General features: G+C 62.8%; 15 protein-coding genes. 1 reads left to right on the top strand and 14 read right to left on the bottom strand.

Annotated elements, in window-relative coordinates:
* Positions 1-15: 15 nt before the first annotated feature.
* Together nusA and rimP are read right to left on the bottom strand one after the other, a co-directional pair.
* Positions 16-1,611, bottom strand: coding sequence for a transcription termination factor NusA (gene nusA / locus ACWTU8_RS21385; RefSeq protein ID WP_455849741.1), 1,596 nt, complete (start codon positions 1,609-1,611; stop codon positions 16-18).
* 47 nt (positions 1,612-1,658) lie between these two features.
* Positions 1,659-2,303 carry a ribosome maturation factor RimP gene (rimP, locus tag ACWTU8_RS21380; RefSeq protein ID WP_455849740.1) on the bottom strand — a complete coding sequence of 215 codons (645 nt, stop codon included), beginning with the start codon at positions 2,301-2,303 and terminating at the stop codon, positions 1,659-1,661.
* A 282-nt stretch (positions 2,304-2,585) separates the two neighbouring features.
* Between rimP and ACWTU8_RS21375 the strand changes: the two genes are divergently transcribed.
* On the top strand, positions 2,586-2,750 hold the full coding sequence (locus ACWTU8_RS21375) for a hypothetical protein (RefSeq protein ID WP_095517012.1): 165 nt from the start codon (positions 2,586-2,588) through the stop codon (positions 2,748-2,750).
* A 75-nt stretch (positions 2,751-2,825) separates the two neighbouring features.
* Here the strand turns inward: ACWTU8_RS21375 and trmB are convergent, their stop codons facing one another.
* The 12 genes from trmB to ACWTU8_RS21315 form a co-directional block, all read right to left on the bottom strand.
* The gene (gene trmB / locus ACWTU8_RS21370) at positions 2,826-3,527 is read right to left on the bottom strand and encodes a tRNA (guanine(46)-N(7))-methyltransferase TrmB (protein WP_065005889.1); all 702 of its coding nucleotides are present in this window, start codon (positions 3,525-3,527) and stop codon (positions 2,826-2,828) included.
* A gap of 11 nt (positions 3,528-3,538) precedes the next feature.
* Complete coding sequence (gene metK / locus ACWTU8_RS21365) at positions 3,539-4,828, bottom strand: methionine adenosyltransferase (RefSeq protein ID WP_455849739.1); 1,290 nt, start codon at positions 4,826-4,828, stop codon at positions 3,539-3,541.
* A 356-nt stretch (positions 4,829-5,184) separates the two neighbouring features.
* Complete coding sequence (locus ACWTU8_RS21360; protein ID WP_029356958.1) at positions 5,185-5,604, bottom strand: helix-turn-helix domain-containing protein; 420 nt, start codon at positions 5,602-5,604, stop codon at positions 5,185-5,187.
* Between the two features lie 137 nt (positions 5,605-5,741).
* Entirely contained in the window at positions 5,742-7,334 is a 1,593-nt protein-coding gene (gene lnt / locus ACWTU8_RS21355; protein ID WP_455849738.1) for an apolipoprotein N-acyltransferase, read from the bottom strand.
* A gap of 204 nt (positions 7,335-7,538) precedes the next feature.
* Positions 7,539-8,612, bottom strand: coding sequence for a hemolysin family protein (locus ACWTU8_RS21350; protein ID WP_455849737.1), 1,074 nt, complete (start codon positions 8,610-8,612; stop codon positions 7,539-7,541).
* 27 nt (positions 8,613-8,639) lie between these two features.
* Positions 8,640-9,146 carry an rRNA maturation RNase YbeY gene (gene ybeY / locus ACWTU8_RS21345; RefSeq protein ID WP_455849736.1) on the bottom strand — a complete coding sequence of 169 codons (507 nt, stop codon included), beginning with the start codon at positions 9,144-9,146 and terminating at the stop codon, positions 8,640-8,642.
* A 12-nt stretch (positions 9,147-9,158) separates the two neighbouring features.
* The gene (locus ACWTU8_RS21340; protein ID WP_287305617.1) at positions 9,159-10,151 is read right to left on the bottom strand and encodes a PhoH family protein; all 993 of its coding nucleotides are present in this window, start codon (positions 10,149-10,151) and stop codon (positions 9,159-9,161) included.
* A gap of 83 nt (positions 10,152-10,234) precedes the next feature.
* On the bottom strand, positions 10,235-11,644 hold the full coding sequence (gene miaB, locus ACWTU8_RS21335) for a tRNA (N6-isopentenyl adenosine(37)-C2)-methylthiotransferase MiaB (RefSeq protein WP_455849735.1): 1,410 nt from the start codon (positions 11,642-11,644) through the stop codon (positions 10,235-10,237).
* Between the two features lie 90 nt (positions 11,645-11,734).
* Positions 11,735-12,535 carry a lysophospholipid acyltransferase family protein gene (locus ACWTU8_RS21330; RefSeq protein WP_095521145.1) on the bottom strand — a complete coding sequence of 267 codons (801 nt, stop codon included), beginning with the start codon at positions 12,533-12,535 and terminating at the stop codon, positions 11,735-11,737.
* Between the two features lie 87 nt (positions 12,536-12,622).
* Entirely contained in the window at positions 12,623-13,117 is a 495-nt protein-coding gene (gene rimI / locus ACWTU8_RS21325) for a ribosomal protein S18-alanine N-acetyltransferase (protein WP_455849734.1), read from the bottom strand.
* The gene (gene tsaB / locus ACWTU8_RS21320; RefSeq protein ID WP_455849733.1) at positions 13,117-13,821 is read right to left on the bottom strand and encodes a tRNA (adenosine(37)-N6)-threonylcarbamoyltransferase complex dimerization subunit type 1 TsaB; all 705 of its coding nucleotides are present in this window, start codon (positions 13,819-13,821) and stop codon (positions 13,117-13,119) included. Before tsaB ends, rimI begins: the two co-directional genes overlap by 1 nt.
* Before the next feature lie 183 nt (positions 13,822-14,004).
* Positions 14,005-15,111, bottom strand: coding sequence for a DUF1513 domain-containing protein (locus ACWTU8_RS21315; RefSeq protein WP_455850018.1), 1,107 nt, complete (start codon positions 15,109-15,111; stop codon positions 14,005-14,007).
* Positions 15,112-15,198: the final 87 nt, after the last annotated feature.

Raw genomic sequence — 15,198 nt, 5'->3', positions numbered from 1 at the left:
CGATGCGGTTTCACCTCACGCACCAACAGCTTCGTCAGCCGGCACGTCTTCGGCTGCAAGCTCGTCTTCGGTGATCCAGCCGGCCTTGAGGCGGGCGGCCAGAACCATCTGCTCGGCATCGGCGCGCGACACGCCGTGACTGGCGAGCACGCCGGGGAACACCTTCGTCTCGCCGTCCTTGCGTTCTTTCCAGCCGGTCAGGTCATCGGCCGCATAGCCGGCGAAATCCTCGATCGTCTTCACGCCGTCCTCGCCGAGCGTCACCATCATGGCGGTGGTCACGCCAGGAATCTCACGCAACTCGTCCTTGACGCCGAGCGCCTTGCGCTTCTCGTCATGCTCGGCTTCGATCTTCTCCAGATACTCGCGGGCGCGGGCCTGGATTTCCGAGGCGGTGTCCTCGTCGAAGCCGTCGATCGACGCGATCTCGTCGGCATCGACATAGGCGACTTCCTCGACGCTGGTAAAGCCTTCGGAGGCGAGCACCTGGCCGACCATCTCGTCGACGTTGAGCGCATCCATGAACAGCGCCGAGCGTTCGACGAACTCCTTCTGGCGGCGCTCGCTCTCTTCCTGCTCGGTCAGGATATCGATATCCCAGCCGGTGAGCTGCGAGGCCAGCCGGACGTTCTGGCCACGGCGGCCGATAGCCAGCGACAGCTGGTCGTCCGGCACCACGACTTCGATGCGTTCGGCATCCTCGTCAAGCACGACCTTGGCGACTTCCGCTGGCTGCAGCGCGTTGACGATGAAGGAAGCAGCCGAAGGCGACCACGGAATGATGTCGATCTTCTCGCCCTGCAATTCGCCGACCACCGCCTGAACGCGGCTGCCGCGCATGCCGACGCAGGCGCCGACAGGATCGATGGAATTGTCACGCGAGATGACGGCGATCTTGGCGCGCGAACCCGGATCGCGGGCGACCGACTTGATCTCGATGATGCCGTCGTAGATTTCCGGCACTTCCATGGTGAACAGCTTCGCCATGAACTGCGGATGGGTGCGCGACAGGAATATCTGCGGACCACGCTGCTCGCGGCGCACGTCGTAGACATAGGCGCGGACGCGATCGCCATATTTGTAGTTCTCGCGCGGGATCAGCTCGTCGCGGCGGATGATCGCCTCGCCGCGGCCGAGATCGACGATGACGTTGCCGTATTCGACGCGCTTGACGGTGCCGTTGACGATCTCGCCGATGCGGTCCTTGTACTCGTCATACTGGCGGTCGCGCTCGGCCTCGCGCACCTTCTGCACGATGACCTGCTTGGCCGACTGGGCGGCGATGCGGCCAAAATCCATCGGCGGCAGCTGTTCGGCAATGAAGTCGCCGAGCTGGGCGTCGGGATTGCGCTCGCGCGCGGAGGAAATGGCGATCTGCGTCGCATAGTCGTCGACTTTCTCGACCACTTCCATCAGCCGCTGCAGCTTCATCTCGCCGGTATTCGGATTGATGTCGGCACGGATGTTGGTTTCCTGGCCATAGCGCGAGCGCGCAGCCTTCTGGATCGCATCGGCCATGGCGGCGATGACGATCGACTTGTCGATCGACTTTTCACGCGCGACCGCGTCGGCGATCTGCAGCAGTTCAAGCCTGTTGGCGCTTACAACCATCGTTTTTCTCCCGAGCTTGTTGCCGAGCCTTTGCGCCGGCAGCCCAATCACATTTCCTGTTCGGTTTCATCTTCCGCGCCCGCTTCTGCGCCCTCTGGCGCGTCTTCGGGTTCGCCGCGGCGCTTCTTGGCTTCCTTGCGCGCCCTGTTGTCTTTCGACAGCGCGTCGCGGATAAGGTCATCGGTCAGGATCAGCCGTGCCTCGGCAATCGCATCGTAGGGCACACGCACCGTCGGCTCTTCGCCATAGGCCGCCTTGTCGCGCTCGATCAGCACGCCGTCCGCGTCGCTCTCGGCGATCTTGCCCTTGAAGCGCTTGCGGTCGGCGACAAGGACCGAGGTTTCCATCTTCACCAAATGACCCGTCCAGGTCGCGAAATCCGACTTGCGGACCAACGGCCGGTCGATACCCGGCGACGAAACTTCGAGATGATATGCCTTTTCGATCGGATCATCGACATCGAGCGCAGGCGACACCGCCCGGCTGACCTCTTCGCAATCCTCGACGGTCATGGTGCCGTCCTCGGGCTCGGCCATGATCTGCAGCGTCAGCCCGTTCTGGGCCGTCAGATGCACCCTGACTAGGCGGAAGCCGATGGCACGCAACACCGGCTGCACGATCAGCGCGATGCGCGCATCGATGCCGCTTTCACGGATGATGCGGTCGTCGCTGTCGGGTACCGTTGCAGTCATTCGATTCCTGTCCCTTCATCGGCGGTCGGAAGGTAACAAAAAAGAGCGGGACCGGGTGGACCCACTCTTCGCCATACCGACCAAGAATTTGAGCTTGATATAGACGATCGCGGCCGCCGTTTCAAGTCCGCATGCAGGGTATGGTGAAAGTGCCGGGGGGAGCGTTGCATAGGGCGCATGGCGGCCATGCGGCAACGTCCCTGTGATATCAGGCGAAAGCGCCTATCTTTGTTGCGCTGCACAAATTCAATCACGCATTGCAGCAGGCGAAAGGGCATAATCATGACCAACCGCAAAGTTTTCTCGGCCATCGGCGATTTCTTCACCGTGTTCGGCAGCGCCGTCGCCGCGTCGCACGCGGTCGAAGCCGGCCGCAAGCCACGCGCGCGCGATCTGCGCAATCTCGGCATGGATCCGGCCGCCTTCAACAAGATCGGCCGCTTCTAAGACCGGCGACGCAGCGCGACGACATCTTTGGTCCTCGTCGACGGCAAAGCGCGCGACGCGCGCTGCTGAGTAGGACTATCTCCGGACGAAGGTGAGATAGGCCGGCCGCCGGCCTTCGCGAATGGCCTTCGCCTCGTAGCGCGTACCCGGCCAACCCTCATAGGGCCGATGCCAGTCGGCGGCCTCTTCAGCCTGCCACGCAAACGCATCATGTACCCGGCAATGCAGCAGCGTCCAGTTCACATAGCTATCGATATCGGAAGCAAAGCGGAATTTTCCGCCTGACTTCAGGACGCGCGCGAAACGGTCGAGATTGACCGAACTGACGAAGCGTCGCTTCCAGTGTTTCTTCTTCGGCCAGGGATCGGGATAGAGAAGGTCGATCCCGTCGAGCGAGGCTTGCGGGAGCCAGTCGAGCAGGCGCGTGGCGTCGTCGTCATAGACGCGAAGATTGGCAAGCGGCCGTTCCCTGACGGCCATCATCATCTTGGCCATGCCGTTGACGAAAGGTTCGACGCCGACAAAACCGGTTTCAGGAGCCGCCGTCGCCCGATGCAACAGGTGTTCGCCGCCGCCGAAACCAATTTCGAGATGAATGGCGCAGACATCGGCTTCGAACAGGCTGCGCAATTCGGCCGGCGGTCCGGCCGTCAGATCGAGCCGGTAGGTGCTGAAGCCGCTTTCCAGTGCCGCCGCCTGCTGCGGACGGATGGTCTTGCCGCGCCGGCGACCGAAAAATGCTTCGGTCGCACGGCTTGGCCGGTCTTTCGGATGCATGGACGCCGCGGCTAGGCCGCGACTGCTTCGGCGGGCGCTTCGGCGAGTGCATCCTTGAGCGCCTTGGCGAGGTCGGTCTTTTCCCAGGAGAACGACCCGTCACGGCCGGCCTTGCGGCCGAAATGGCCATAGGACGACGTCTTCGCGTAGATCGGCTTGTTGAGATCGAGGTGGCGGCGGATGCCGGACGGCGACAGGTCCATCACGGTGCGCAGCGCCTGCTCGAGCTTTGCCTCATCGACCTTGCCGGTGCCGTGCAGGTCAACATAGACAGACAGCGGCTGGGCGACGCCAATGGCATAGGAAAGCTGGATGGTGCAGCGATCGGCGAGCTTGGCGGCCACCACATTCTTGGCGAGATAGCGTGCCGCATAGGCTGCGGAACGGTCGACTTTGGTGGTGTCCTTGCCGGAAAAAGCACCGCCGCCATGGGGCGCAGCACCGCCGTAAGTGTCGACGATGATCTTGCGCCCGGTCAGGCCGGCGTCGCCGTCTGGCCCGCCGATGACGAACTTGCCCGTCGGGTTTATGTACCAGTTGCAGCTGTCGGCGATCTTCAGCTCGCCGAGCGCCTCGCGAATATAGGGTTCGACGACATTGCGGACCTTCTTCGAATCCCAGCTGGCGTCGAGATGCTGGGTGGACAGCACGATTTGCGTCACTTCCGCCGCCTTGCCGTCGATATAACGGACGGTCACCTGGCTCTTGGCGTCCGGCCCGAGCCGGCCGGCATCGCCGTTGCCCTCATGGCGCGCGGCGGCCAGCAATTCGAGGATCTTGTGGCTGTAGTAGATCGGCGCCGGCATCAGATCCGGCGTCTCGCGGCAGGCATAGCCGAACATGATGCCCTGGTCGCCGGCGCCTTCCTCGCCTTGCCGGTCGGAGGCGTTGTCGACGCCTTGCCCGATATCCGGCGACTGGCCGTGCAGCAGAACCTCGATCTTTGCTGTCTTCCAGTGGAAACCGGCCTGCTCATAGCCGATCTCGCGGATCGCCTTGCGGGCGGCCGACTTGAACTTCGCCGGATTGACGACGGGATGACCGGCGGCATCCATCAGGATGTTGCCGGCCTTGTCCTTCTTGAGCAGAGTCTCGGGGACGCGGACCTCGCCGGCGATCACGACGCGATTCGTGGTCGCCAGCGTCTCACAGGCGACGCGGACCTTCCAGGGGTCCATGCCGGTCTTTCTGGCCTCGCGATAGACCAGATCGACGATCTCGTCGGAGATACGGTCGCAGACCTTGTCGGGATGACCCTCGGCAACGGATTCCGAGGTGAATAGATAGTTTTGCCGCGTCACGGGTGTCCCCTCTTGAAAAAATATCGGCACGCTGCCGATTGGCGCGCCACGTGTTAGCTGTGCCGGGCGGCGCTCGTCAAGCGGTGCGGCCATTCTGGTATGAAAATCGCGCTATTATCTTGTACCACTGTGACCGGCGGCAGGATGCCGCAAGCGCGCTTAGCTCCAGCACCTTGCTTAGCTTCAGCACGTTGATGAAAAAGACTTTGAGCATGGGTGTCGAGTAAAATCGATCCGCTCTCCGGCATGCCTATGGAATGTAAATTCCACGGTGCGCGAGATCGCGAGAATTTGCCTGCCCCGCTATGACGGCCTCGCCATTTCCGGGTTTTCAACGGCCAAATCAATCGGCCCAATCAATCGACTTCGTCGGTGGAAAGGGCCTTCACAAGCTCGATGATCTTGCGGCGTATCTTCACGTCGGCGATCTTGACGAAGGCCCGGTTGAGTTGAAGACCTTCAGGACTGCCGCAGAATTCGACGGCAAAAGCCATTGATGTATCCTCGGCAAATCCGCGGTTGCCCACGGTCTCCTGGCCCGGCGCGTCCTCGAAAAAGAAAGCGACAGGAACGCCGAGTATCGAGGCGATTGCCTGCAAACGGCTGGCACCAACGCGATTGGTCCCCTTTTCGTATTTCTGTATCTGCTGAAAAGTTATGCCGAGGTTCTCGCCCAGCTTCTCCTGACTCATTCCCAACATATTGCGACGAAGCCTGATGCGACTTCCGACATGAATGTCGATAGGATTCGGCTTCTTCTTGTTTTCTTCTGCCATTTTTTCCTCGCCGAATTTTTCCGGCTTTTTGTGTTTTTCTGCCCAAACGAAGCCGGCGGCCGGTGCCCCAACACAACGACGTACCGACTTCGAGAAATTTCAGGCCGTTACAGTATGAGTTTCTAATGTGTCGACTGTCAATTCGCCCGTAGCTTTTGCCTTACATTCGATGTGAAAGCGGCCAGGGCAAACAGCAACAAGATCATCAGTCCGTTAATGCGTCTTTGGCGGGAAGAAACGATGGCTTGATCGGAAATCGGCACATGTACATCGATGGCTCCGCGTGCGTCGATCGCCAGCGCGTCGAGGATGCGCCCGCGCGGATCGACGACAGCGGAGATGCCGTTGTTGGCCGCGCGCAACAAGGGCACCCCGTTCTCCACAGCACGAATCTGCGCCTGCCTGAAATGCTGGTACGGACCCGGCGTGTCACCGAACCACGCGTCGTTCGTGACATTCACAATCAGCTCGGCTGACGTAGCGTCAATCGCCACCAGATCGGGAAAGATGACTTCATAGCAAATGAACGGAAGCACGCGGATGCCGCCGGACAGCGCGATCGGATGCCGCTCATTGCCGGCCGCGTAGGTCGTCGGCCCGGCGACGAGCTGTTTGAGCCCGAAGCGGCCAAGAAGGTCGGCAAGAGGCAGATACTCGCCAAAGGGCACCAGATGAACCTTGTCGACAGCATCTGCGATTTCGCCCTTGTCGTCGATCGCCACCACCGAATTGTAGTACCGCCTGTCGGCATCTGCCGCCGAGCCGCCCTCCTCCCGGACGACGCCGGCGATCAGCATCTGGCCATCGTCAAGCATCTCTCCCAGCGCGGTCAGCGCATCGGGACGTTCGGCGAAAAAAAACGGCACGGAGGTTTCCGGCCACAGGATCAATTGCGGCTTGTCATGGCCGGCCTCCGGCGCCTTGGCCGAAAGCCCCATCAGCGTAGCGAAGATCCGGTCGGGCACCGAAGCGTCCCACTTCTCGCTGAGGTCGACAGCCGGCTGCACAATGCGGACGTCGAGGCCGCGCTCCGCCGGCTTCTCGGGAATAGTAAGCCGGATATAGCCGAAGCCGACATGGGCCGCGACGAGAACGGCAAGCAGTGCAGCTCCCAGGCGGACATGCCGGCGCGCCGCAAGCAGGGCCGGCAATGCAAAGACGAAGACCGCCAGCGCGTTCATGCCGACCATGCCGGTCACCGACACGCTCTGCATAAGCAAAGGCACCGGCATCGCCAGGTAGCCGACGGCATTCCACGGGAACCCGGTGAACAGAAAATCGCGCAGCCATTCCGCCAGGCCAAAACCGAAGGCAAGGGCAGCGATGCGGCCGATGTCGTTGCTCCACAGCAGCCGGGCAACCGCTGTTGCGAAGCCGTAGAAAAAGGCGAGGGCCAGCGGAATTCCGACCACTGCGAAGGGAAGCGCCCAGGCGAAACTGTCGGCCTCGACCAGAAGTGCCGAGCCGATCCACCACAGGCCGGCGAGAAAATAGCCGAAGCCGAACCACCAGCCGATGGCGAAAGCCGGCCGCAAACGCCAGAACCAGACATCGGAGGCTTCGCCGGTCGCGCCGTCGAGGAGCCAGACCAGCAGCGGAAACGAAATAAAACAGACGGCGAAGAAATCGTAAGGCGCCTGGGCAAGAACCGCCAGCGCGCCAGCAAGAAACGCCACAAGCGTGCGGCGCCAACCCCACAGCAGAATTATCTGGCCGGCCAGACGCTTCATCAATGCTTCCGAGTCGTGCGAATCACCGAGCAAGATTTATCAGGCCGCGGTCCGCGCTCCAAACGGCGACCGCTTCAGCCAGCGTGCCGCACTGAATTTCGGCGATCGAACCGTTGCGGACTCAAAAGCAGGGTTCGCAGACGAAGTGAGAAGCGCAAGGTTGAGCTTGAACGGATCGTCGATCGATCGGGCGAGCCGCGTCTTTCAAGCCTGCTCGGCGCGCACCGCGCGCCGGCGGCGCTCGCCCTTCTGGGTTTCCATGATGCGCACGCGCTTGACGCGGCGCGGATCGGCGTCGAGCACATGGAATTCGAAGCCAGGGATGGCCTGCACCACTTCGCCGCGGGCCGGAACCCTGCCAAGCGTGTTGAAGATCATGCCGCCGATCGTGTCGACATATTCGCCATGCTCGCCGGCGGCGAAATCCTCGCCGATCATCTTGGCGACATCGTCGATCTCGGCCTTGCCGTCGACGACGAACACACCCTCGCCGGTCTGGGTGATCATCGGCTCGTCCTCGTCATGCTCGTCCTCGATGTCGCCGACCACCATCTCGACGATATCCTCGAGCGACACCAGACCGTCGGTGCCGCCATATTCGTCGATGACCAGCGCCATCTGGGTACGCATCGCCTGCATCCGCCCCATGAGATCGGAGGCGAGCATCGACGGCGGCACGAAAAGCACCGGGCGGATCAGGGTCAGGTCGCCTATGGTGCGCGTGAGATCGACCTTGGCGAGATCGAGAAACGTGGCGGCGGCGGTTTTCCTGGTCGTCCTGCCCTTCCTGACACGGGCGATCTTGGTGATGTGCGCGAGCACGTCGCGGATGTGGACCATGCCGCGCGGGTCGTCGAGCGTCTCCGAATAGACCGGCATGCGGGAATGGCCGGACTGCTCGAACAGCCCCAGAAGATCGCCCAGGTTTGTCGTGATCTCGACCGCCTCAATGTCGGCGCGAGGCACCATGACGTCCTCGACGCGCACCTCGCGCAAGCGCAGGATGTTGTTGAGCATGGCCCGTTCGCCGGGCGAAAAGGCGCCGGCATCGCTCGCCGTTTCGGCAAGTGCGTCGGCGATCTCCTCGCGCAGGCTGGCGCCGTTGCGTTGCCTGAACAGGCCGAGCACGCGATCGAACAGGGAAGGACCGGCAGGCGATGGCTCGCTGGCGAAGCTGCCGGTCGTGGTACTCGGACTCGAGCTCTCTTCCATCTGTTCGGATGGCTTGGTCGCACTGCCGGCGTCTGGGCGGGCGGCAGTCTCTGGTTTGTCGTTCATCGTCGTCCGGTCATTTGATCTTTTTAGTTACGCGTAGGGATCGGGAATGGCAAGCCTCGCAAGTGCTGCGCGTTCGACGGCTTCCATTTCCTCGGCCTCGGCGTCGGTCTCGTGATCGTAGCCCAGCAAATGCAGCAGGCCGTGGATGACGAGATGGATGATATGGTTGTCGACAGGCTTGTCTTCCAGTGCGGCTTCCCGCGCAACCGTCTCGGCGGCCAGCACGATGTCGCCCAGCATGGGCGGCAGCGGGCCGCCCGTTGTGAGCGGAAAAGCCGGGAAAGACAGGACGTTGGTCGGTCTGTCCTTGCCGCGCCAGCCGGCATTGAGGCTGCGGATATGGGCATCGTCAGAAAAGACGATGCTGAGTTCGGAACGGCCGGCTACGCCGGTTTCGGCAAACGCAGCGGCAACGGCGCGATCGACCAGCCGCGTCAGCGCAGCCTCTTCCGGCCAGTCGCCCGCTTCGACCGCTATATCGATGTCGACGGGAACCGGAAGATCCTCGCCTCCGGATTTCTTGTCCTCAGCCATAAGGCTGCATCATCAGCCTTCGGCGCCCAGGCCCCGGGCCAGCTTGCCGTCGCGGTCGTAAGCCTTGACGATCTCGGCGACCAGCGGATGCCTGACGACGTCGCCTTCGTTGAAGCGCACCGTCACCATGCCGGTGACGCCGTCAAGGATCCTGAGCGCCTCGACCAGACCGGATTTGGTGTTTTGCGGCAGGTCGATTTGGGTCGGATCGCCGGTGACGATCATGCGAGAGTTCTCGCCGAGACGGGTCAGGAACATCTTCATCTGCATCGGCGTGGTGTTCTGCGCCTCGTCGAGGATGACGGCGGAGTGCGCCAGCGTGCGGCCGCGCATGAAGGCCAGCGGCGCGATCTCGATCACCTCGGCGGCTATCGCCCGCTCGACCTTGTCGGCCGGCATCATCTCGTAAAGCGCGTCGTAAAGCGGCCGCAAATAGGGATCGACCTTCTCCTTCATATCGCCGGGCAGGAAGCCGAGCCGTTCGCCGGCCTCGACTGCCGGCCGCGACAGTACGATGCGCTCGACCATGCCACGTTCGAGCAGCATCGCCGCATGCGCCACCGCCAGGAAGGTTTTTCCCGTGCCAGCCGGGCCGATGCCGAAGACGAGTTCGGACCGCTCCAGGGCGCGCATATAGGCGTCCTGGTTGAGCGAACGGGCATAGATCGTCTTCTTGCGCGTCGATATCTGAGCGGCTGACACCTTGCCCTTGCGCTCCAGCGTCGGCAGCGTCAGCTGGTCGTCGGCGGCGATCGCCATGCGCACGGCGCCGTCGACGTCCGACTGGCCGATGTCAGCGCCTTTCTGGAGAATGCCGTAGAGATTGTCCAGGGCGCGGCGCGCCTGCTCGGCGGCCGAGGCGGAGCCCTTGATGGTCAGTTGGTTGCCTCGCGAGCGGATATCGACGCCAAGCTTCTGCTCCAGCCTGGCCAGATTCTCGTCGAACTGGCCATAAAGGGCGCTGGCAAGCTTGTTGTTGTCGAAAGTCAGAACGATGTGCGCCATGTCCGAGGCCCCCGATGGTAGGTTCTGGGGCAGGTTCTTCACTTCCGCAGCGCTCAACCGTCTCTCCTCATCTGCCGAGACCTTCAGGCCAATTCGGCGAACAGGCTGTTGTAACCCGTCTTCGTGATTCGTACCTGGATAATCTCACCGATTTCGCCGGACTTTTCATCAACAATAACCGGCTGCAGCCACGGCGAGCGGCCGACCTTCTGGCCAGCCTGGCGGCCCGGCTTCTCGATCAGCGTGTCGATGGTGCTGCCGACCAGGCTCGCGCCGAAATCCTGCTGCTGCTTCAGCAGCAGCGCCTGCAGTCGCTGCAGGCGCTCGTCCTTGACGGCTTCCGGCACATGATCGGCCATTTCCGCGCCCGGCGTGCCAGGGCGCGGCGAATATTTGAACGAGAAGGCCGAGGCATAGTTCACCTGGCGGACAAGGTCCATCGTCGCCTCGAAATCCGCATCCGTCTCGCCGGGAAAGCCGACAATGAAGTCGCCTGAAAGCGCGATATCGCTCCGTGCGGCGCGGATCCGGTCGAGCAGCGTCAGATAATCCTTTGCCGTATGCCTGCGGTTCATCGCCTTGAGGATGCGGTCGGAGCCGGATTGCACAGGCAAATGCAGATAGGGCATCAGCGCCGGCAAGTCACGATGGGCGGCGATCAATTCGTCGTCCATGTCGCGCGGGTGGCTGGTGGTGTAGCGCAACCGCGCCAGCCCGGGAATCTCGGCCAGCCGGAACAGCAGGCGGCCAAGACCCCATTCCTCGGCGTTTTCGCCCTCGCCATGCCAGGCATTGACATTCTGGCCAAGCAGCGTCACCTCGCGCACGCCGGCTTGCGCCAGCCGCTCGGCCTCGGCGACGACCTGCGCCACCGGCCGCGACACTTCCGAGCCTCTGGTATAAGGCACGACGCAGAAGGTGCAGAACTTGTCGCAGCCTTCCTGCACGGTCAGGAACGCGGTGACGCCGCGCTTGATGATCTCGGCGCGTTTCGGCTGCGGCAGGTGCTCGAACTTGTCCGCGATGGCGTAGTCGGTCTCGACGATCTTTTCGCCGCGGCGCACCCGTGCCAGCACGTCGGGCAACCGGTGATAAGTCTGCGGGCCGATGACCAGATCGACGGCCGGCGAGCGGCGGATGATCTCGGAGCCCTCTGCCTGCGCCACGCAGCCGGCGACACCGACCAGCATCTCGCGGCCGGCCTGAGCCCGTTCGGCCTTCATCTCACGAATGCGGCCAAGTTCGGAATAGACCTTCTCGGCGGCTTTCTCACGGATATGGCAGGTGTTGAGCAGCACCAGATCGGCCTCACCGATGGCGTCCGTTGCCACATAGCCGTCGGCGGCCAGCGCATCGGTCATGCGCTGCGAATCGTAGACGTTCATCTGGCAGCCATAGGTCTTGACGAAGACCTTCCTGGTCGCGGCAGATGGTACGACCGCACTTTCGGCCGCAGTTTCGATGTCGTCCCGTTCGATCGTGTTCAAGTCCATCTGGCGGCTTCTAACGCCTTTCGCCGACAAAAAACAGACGATTCCGCGCAAGACGCTGGAGCACTTGATTGGCGCAGTAGCTATTCCGGTTTACCGGCTCGGGCGCGGATCGGCGAGCGCCGCCTGCACCATATCACGCACCTGACTTTCCATCAGCCTTGCCGTTTCCTTGCGGCTGGAGCCCTTTGAAAAGGCGACCGGCTCACCGAAATGCACTTCGACATCGAGCCCGCCTTCCGCCATCAGCACCTTGAGATGCGGCATCAAATCCTCGTCACCGATCCAGGCGGCAATCGGCCGGTGCCTGCGGCCGAGCGGCACGCCATGCAGGCGCGTATAGACGATCGCCACCGGCTGGATGAAGACCGTTTCGGCCGCCCCTTCCGAAATTGCCATCGAGGCGGCGCCGAATAGCGTGCTCTTGAACGGCAAGATCATGTTGCCGTCGCCGGTCGAACCTTCGGCAAACAGCACCATGGCGTCGCCCTTGGCCATGCGGTTGGCGATCTCGCTCGCCTGGTCGCCCGACGAACGCTTGCGCTCACGCTCGATGAAGACAGTGCGCTGCAGCTTCGACAACATGCCGATCAATGGCCAACCGGCCATGTCAGCCCTGGCGATGAATTTCACGTCGACCATCGACCCCAGTACCATGATGTCGGTCCAGGAGATGTGGTTCGACGCAACCAATAGAGGGCGCTGGCTGGACAGGGTCCCCTTGACATGGATACGCATGCCCAGCGCCCTGATGATGAGCCGGTGCCAGATCTTCAGGACGAACGTCTCGCGCCAGAGCCCGGTCTTCATCGACAGGATCTGCAACGGCACGAGAATCAACGAGCCGACGACAACGAGGCCCAGTGCCAGGAAAATCCTGATTTTTCCGATCATTTTGCTCCAGGCCCTGCCCACGTATGGCCAGAGCGATGTGCGTCCAATTGGACGCACAACGTACGCTCTAGCAATTTTGAATCTGCGCTACCGAAGATCGCGGCGCATGACAAGCGCGCCGGTCGGGCCGTGCTCGGGCGACCTGTAATAGTTGGGACGCTTGCCGACCTCGCGGAATCCCAGCCGCCGGTAGAGCGCGATCGCGGCAACGTTGGTCTCGTCGACCTCGAGGAAAAGCGCCTCGGCGCGTTGCGCGTGCAGTTCGCGCAGAACGGCATCCATCAATTGCCAGCCGAGCCCCTGGCGGCGATGGGAGCGCGCCACCGCGACAGTCAGGATCTCGCCTTCACCGGCAGCCAGGCGCGCCAGGACGAAGCCGACCGGCGGCTTGGCACCCTGTCCGGCCTCGCGCGCGGCATAGCCGAACACCGCGTCCTGCTCGAGCAGTGCGGCGAATTCGTCGTCGGTCCACGGCCGAACGAAATCCTCGCGATGCAGCACCGACATGGCCGCGCTGTCGGCAATCGTCAGCGGCTCGAGCGCAAAATCCCTGCGGCGCGGCTGGAGGAAAGGAATGCGCATCAGGTTTTCTTCCCGGCTTTCTTCCTGGACAGGATAAAGCCGGCCTGCGGCTTGGCGTCGGCGCCGCGCAGATAGAGCGGTTTCGGCTTTTCGCCTTCAGCCTTTTTGCCGGCAGCTTGGGCGGCAGCCAGCCGGGCATAGACGGCGATGTCGGCCGTGGCACTTGTCGGGCCGATATCAAAGGCGCGCCCGGCCGAGGCGGCAATTTGCGTGGCAGCTGTGCCGGCCAGAACCGGAGAGAGATCTACCGCCATGGCGACGGCTTGCGAAAGCGTGGTCACGGCCGGACCATAGCGCAGAACCGACTCTTCATCGTAAAGCGCGGCGTGGATCTCGTCGCGCCCGGCGTCGAGCGCGGCCAGCACAGCGCGGCCGGGAAATGTCTCTTTGGCTTGCGCCGCCAGCGCTTCCAGCGTCGTCACCCCGATAGCCGGGATTTTCAGCGCCAGCGCAAGACCCCGCGCCGCCGAGACGCCGACGCGCAGGCCGGTGAAGGAGCCCGGACCGGTGGAGACAGCGATGGCGCCGACGCCGGCATAGTCGGTTCCGCCGGTCTTCAACGCCTCTTCGATGACGGCCATCAGATGCTCGGCATGGCCCTTGCCGAGATCGAACACCGAACGGCCGAGCTCTTTCCCGGCCGCCGCGTCGTAGACACAGGCGGAGCAGAGATTGGCGGCACAGTCGATGGCGAGCAACTTCATGAGGCGGCCGGTTGGAGCACCCACTTGGGCGCAGGGGTTCGAAAAAACAAATTCCCTGTGCCTGCCATGGCTCATCGCCGCAAGGGGATAATGCATAAATCGTTTGGCGGCTTTGCTTCGACCTCGCCTGAAGGCGGTAACTTCTAACGAACGTAACCGTCAGGGAACCGGTGCCGGACGCGCCTATTCGGCCTCCTCGATGCGCAGCATGTGATTGTCCCAGACATAGCCCGACTCGGACCGTGTCGCGCCGCCGGCTTCGAGGATTTCGCCGGTGCCAGTCGTCGCCATGAAGCTCGGCCCGTCGGGCGCCACGCCGCAGACCTCGGCCAGTGCGCTGATGGCGACGATCCGGCCGCTGGCCGCATCGATCACCGCCAGCGAATTCCCTTCCGGCGAGGACACGGCGACGGTGCCGGCGGCGAGGTTGGCGGCGACCGAGCCGATGTAGTTCCTGAAGCCGGAAAGCACGTCCTGCGGCATGTCGAGCAGTTGCAGATCCTTGCCGCGCGCGGCGCGGCCGACCAGCAGCGGACGATCGGTGCCCGGCCCCCTGTACTGGCAGCCGAACCAGACCGTGCCGGATTTATCGGCAGCGATGTGACGGATCGACAGCTGGTGCAGCTTCGGCGGCAGTTCGTGCTTTTCGAGAAGGTCGCCGGTCAGGCGGTCGACCAGCACATAGGATGGCTTCATCGTCGCGATGTTGAGCTCGGCGCGGCCGTAATCCGGATGCGTCTCGATGCCGCCATTGGCGACGGCAATCGTCCTGCCGTCGCCCAACAACAGAAGCTCGTGCGAACCCATGCCGTAGGTCGGGAACTCACTGATGCGCTTGAATTTCGCACGCGCGTCATAGACACCGACCACACCGGCGGCATTGTCGAAATCGTTCTCGGTGGCGTAGAGCAGCGCACCGTCGGTCGAAAACACGCCGTGACCGAAGAAATGCCGTCCACTGACGCTGGCAATGGTCCGTGGTTCGTCGCGACCTGTGTGGTCGAAGACCACGGCGAAGGTGCCGGGCTGCCTGGCAAAGACCACGGAGCGCTTCGACACCGGATCGAAGGTGACGTCGTGACCGCGGGCGGGAAGGTCGATGGCATGCAGGACCTTGCCGGCCTCGGACAGGATGGCCGCGCCATAGCTGCCGTCACGCCTGACGAAAGCGGTGGCGAAGACGGCGTCGGCCGCAAGTGTCTTCGCCCATGCGGACGGCGCCATCGCGGCAACAAAGCCTGTCCCGGCGGCCCTGAGGAAATCACGGCGATCGATCAGCGGCGTCTTCAGGATACGATCTCCGTTCGAGCATGATCTTGTCCAAAAAGTCTGCAACTTTTTGGCATCATGCTCGGTTTCTTTGCCGCAGGATCTTGT

The organism is Mesorhizobium sp. BHbdii, assembly GCF_053848045.1.
This window is presented reverse-complemented; position numbering and strand designations above follow the sequence as displayed.